Origin of the sequence: Dysgonomonas sp. 216 (genome assembly GCF_010501065.1) — a bacterium.
GTDB lineage: Bacteria > Bacteroidota > Bacteroidia > Bacteroidales > Dysgonomonadaceae > QVMM01.
The window spans coordinates 1-4,272 of the sequence record NZ_QVMM01000037.1; the positions used below are offsets into that span (position 1 = coordinate 1).

Consider the following 4,272-nt stretch of genomic DNA (forward strand, 5'->3'; position numbering starts at 1 on the left):
ATTGTTTCAGGGTCGTAAACACGCCCTTTCATGTGTATATATCCAAATTCGTCGATGTGCGAATGCATGGTGTACCCACGGTGCAACAAACAATTCTGATTGTCGGCTATTACCCGTATTCTCCGTTATATACACAGCCGCTATTCCGTTGCCGCCATAAATATAATGAATTCCAAATTCTACCCAACTATAACAGTGCCTCTTTTTAAAGTCCTCAAATGCATATTATTTATAAAACCTGACACTTCTGACAAAAATATGCAAATTTTCGGTTTGTAGGCTTTCTTGCAAAAGAAATGCTCCTTTACTTATAGATAAACCCCAAATACACATTTATATCTGGGGTTTATTCTTAACGAGGCTTTATGGGTAGGTTACTGTCCAATTTGTAGCCTCTGCTTCTTTTTTAGTAAATAGCCATGTTTTTTTTATCGGTAACTTATCTTTAAACTCTTCACATGACATGGTATCCATGTCTATACGGTTAAATACCTCAATATACAAGGTGTCCTGAGGGTTTATAACCTTAGCTATATTTTTCATATTTTTATTTGAATGTGGCTTTATAGCATTGTTTCGGATAAACCGATCATATTCCTCTCCTTTATAATTTATACAAGAAGGTAGATTATATGAAGTGAAATATCCATAACTAATGATAATTTCTTTATCTGAATTATTATAAATAATGAAACTTTGGTCGTCATCATCATCACATTTGCCACAAAAGAATAAGGCAAATACCATTATCAATATTAATTTTGTTTTCATATTGCGCATCTATTTAAATTTTTATTAAAAACCGAGTAAACCTGCTACCGGTATATTTATTGAGATATCTGTCCAATGGAATTTACTTTTTATCGGATAAGAATCTCGATTAACCTCACCTGTACGAGGGTTGATGTATGGCGACTAATTCCTTGCCACACTTCGCTTAAAAAAGGTCGGTTTTCATCAAGATAAAAATTGCCTAAAAATATTTACTAGTATTACCTAGTGCATCCCAATCGCCCGAAATAAGTTTTATCTGTGCTTTTGTCTTTATCATCGAACACTATTTTCCTACTTCTCAGTCCAATATTCTTTTCTCAGAAATTGAGTTTTTTTTATGTCACATCCTAATACAAATATTCGATAGACAGGATATTGTATCCCATAATAAGGGATTATATCTTCTATATATTGTATTTTCATATTATTCAGTATACTACATAATTTTTCAGCTTTAGATTTATTGCTAGTAAAACCAATACAATGCGTTTTTGCCCATTTGTCAGTTTTAATTTGTTCATAAGCATACTTTATAACTTCTTGTTCTGTATGGAAAGATTTTAGTTCGCTTTTTTGACCTCTTTCTGTATAAAACCAAATGAAAAGTCCCTTAACTTTATCAATACCAAAACCTTCATTGATTAAATTCCCATTAATAGAATAGTTATTGAAGTTGAAACAATTCCTTTTCATCCAATTCTCAAGTTCTTGCTCTGTTTTTGGAATATAATTTTCGTGCATATTTATTATTAAAATTTTATTGTATATACTTCGATAAAGCCTTTGTGCATTAGTATATCTGCATTAACAGGTGACATATATTGAGTTCCACCTCCAATTTGATTAAAAGCAGGTGCAATCGTTCCTTTCCAAACAGGGATTGGCTTAAGTACACGATATGCATTATATTGAGATAAATCTGTTGTCGCTGGTAAGGCTCTCATATTCATGGGCGTTCCATAATCAGAAAAATAAAATCCTTTAGTACTACCAAATCTATCTATTTTTGTACCAGGCATTAAATATTCGTATTTCTGAGTTCCTATAGCTCCATTATTTGATGGATAATATGATTCGATTGAATTGTTTTTTACACTACTCTGAATAGAGCTAGTCTCTTTTGTTGATACAGAACTATTATTATGTACAGTTTTAGCACCATTACCCGATAGGGGTTCATATCTGAAAGGAAGTTCGTTAGGTTTGCCTGACCAAAAACTTCTATTATCCAACTTTTCGGATATACCGCTCATAATTCCACCTGTACCTGCCGCAATTACCAAACCTGTACCAAATTCTTTCGCTGTTGGAAGAGGATTATCGAATGCGGCGTTATTTCCTACTGATTGCACTAATGTGCTTGTGGTGTAACCATATGCGCTACCAATAGCGCCCGCTGTAAATCCGGTTCCCCCCATAGCTGCTGTTGCCGAACCTCCGGAAAGAGTCCCTAATGCTCCTGCTGCAAAACCAATTCCAAAAGCTTTAAAACCATCTCCGAAACTGTCAATTTGATCCCAATGTACTGCAACATTAATGCCTCCCACAACTACACCTACAATAACAGGTATAAACCAAGCCATCTTCCCGTCAGGATCGGTGTATTTAAATGGATTATTAAAACAATACGAATAGCGGTTAAAGTTCAGCCAGTCTCCCGATGCCTGTATATAGGGGTCAGGGCTAAGGAACAGCATTGTTGCAGGGTCGTAAACACGCCCTTTCATGTGGATGTATCCAAATTCGTCGATGTGCGAATGCATGGTGTACCCACGGTGCAACAAACAATTCTGATCGTTGGCTATTCCTGTATTGGTGACTTTGGTGCGCTCACCCCAAGGCGAATAATAGTACCTTTCGGCTACCGTATTATTTGGTTTCACCAATGCAACCAACGATCCTAAGTGGTCGGTATAGGTATGATACAGGTTATTGCCCGTATTGTCCATTATATACACTGCCGCTATTCCGTCGCCACCGTAAATATAATGAATTCCAAATTCTACCCAACTATAATAATACCTCTTTTTTAAGCTTTCAAACACATATTATTTATAAAACCTGACACACCTGACAAAAATATGCAAATTTTTGGTTTGTAGGCTTTCTTGCAAAAATAATAGCACATTACTTATATATAAACCCCAGATACACATTTATATCTGGGGTTTATGCTTAATGAGACTTTATGGATAGGTTACTGTCCAGCCCATTTTTTCTAACCTACTAAATGTCAGATCATATCTTTTCAATATTTTATTTTTTTCCCGTATTTGTTTCCATGAATATGTATTAACCGTATCTGCATCTAAAACAAATATTTTTACAGAGTCACATTTTGATCCTATTATAAGACCTATCAGACCTATTCTTCCTTTTTCTCCTTTATTTATTATTATACCTTCTTTATTGGGGGGCAATGTAATAGAATCACAAGGTGTACTATTAAAATCATAAAAATTTAGTGAAAAAAAAATGTCGACATCAGAATTATTTTTGAGCCAAACCTCCCTATTTACCTCTTCAACAGGGCATGAAGTTAAAGTAAAAAGCAAAAGAGTAGAAATAATTGATAAATAAATTATTTTTTTCATATGTTTATTTTTTATGGTTTCTTGAGTGGATAACTATAATATCGATTACCAGACCAATCTATGCCATACCGTTTCCTAAAATACTTTTCAGCTTTTTTATTTGCATCTATTTCCATCCAATTTATACGATGTGTAGTCAATATTCTCCAATCGTTAATCTCAGGATCATAAATTCTAGAATAAAATTCACTATTCCCAGCACTGATAATACTTGGTATTCCGTGCGAAAATAAATAGCCCCAACCTGTTCTCTGGCTCTGTATGTAATGACCGTATTCGTGCATAAATAAGGGGTTACCCCATGGCTTGAAGTCTCCATCTTTGCCATACTCTTCATAATCGTATTTGTGGTCGATATTTATGTTAATAAATGAGCCTAAAGAAACTCCATCATTTTTTTTAGAATCTTCATTTATTGCATAGGTTGCTCCATCAAAATAACGAACTTTATCAACATTACCCACTGTGTTTCTGTATTGGGTATAATTGTATCCAATAATAGTTTGAGGGAGTTCCCATGTAAAGCGAGATAAAATTTGGACTCCATTTCCTTTAAATAAACCCCATTCTATTTTAAAGCTGTTTGCGACGGTGCGCCATGTATCAGTTGCCAGATATTCCAAATCCCCGTGTTTTATTGTATTTACAACTCCTTTTATAATGCCCGTGACTACAGCAATAGCTTGCCAAAACTCCCCACTCGGGTCGGTATACTTAAACGGATTGTTTAAACAATACGAATAGCAGTTAAAGTTCAGCCAGTTTTCCGGTGCCTGTATATACGGGTCGGGACTAATGAATTGCATTGTTTCAGGGTCGTAAACACGCCCTTTCATGTGTATATATCCAAATTCGTCGATGTGCGAATGCATGGTGTACCCACGGTGCAACAAACAATTCTGAT

5 protein-coding genes are annotated in these 4,272 nt (G+C 34.9%); all 5 read right to left on the bottom strand.

The annotated features are described in order from the left end of the window. Positions 1-363: 363 nt before the first annotated feature. On the bottom strand, positions 364-780 hold the full coding sequence (locus tag D0T53_RS13315; protein WP_163268709.1) for a hypothetical protein: 417 nt from the start codon (positions 778-780) through the stop codon (positions 364-366). 285 nt (positions 781-1,065) lie between these two features. Beyond that, a complete protein-coding gene (locus D0T53_RS13320) occupies positions 1,066-1,515 on the bottom strand; it encodes a hypothetical protein (protein WP_163268711.1) in 450 nt (149 codons plus the stop codon). A gap of 8 nt (positions 1,516-1,523) precedes the next feature. Beyond that, positions 1,524-2,819: a glycohydrolase toxin TNT-related protein gene (locus tag D0T53_RS13325; RefSeq protein WP_163268713.1), complete on the bottom strand. Its 1,296-nt coding sequence runs from the start codon at positions 2,817-2,819 to the stop codon at positions 1,524-1,526. A gap of 141 nt (positions 2,820-2,960) precedes the next feature. Next, the gene (locus tag D0T53_RS13330) at positions 2,961-3,368 is read right to left on the bottom strand and encodes a hypothetical protein (protein WP_163268715.1); all 408 of its coding nucleotides are present in this window, start codon (positions 3,366-3,368) and stop codon (positions 2,961-2,963) included. 11 nt (positions 3,369-3,379) lie between these two features. Continuing rightward, positions 3,380-4,272, bottom strand: an 893-nt coding sequence (locus tag D0T53_RS13335) for an RHS repeat-associated core domain-containing protein (protein ID WP_304487047.1), incomplete at its 5' end; no start/stop codon positions are given.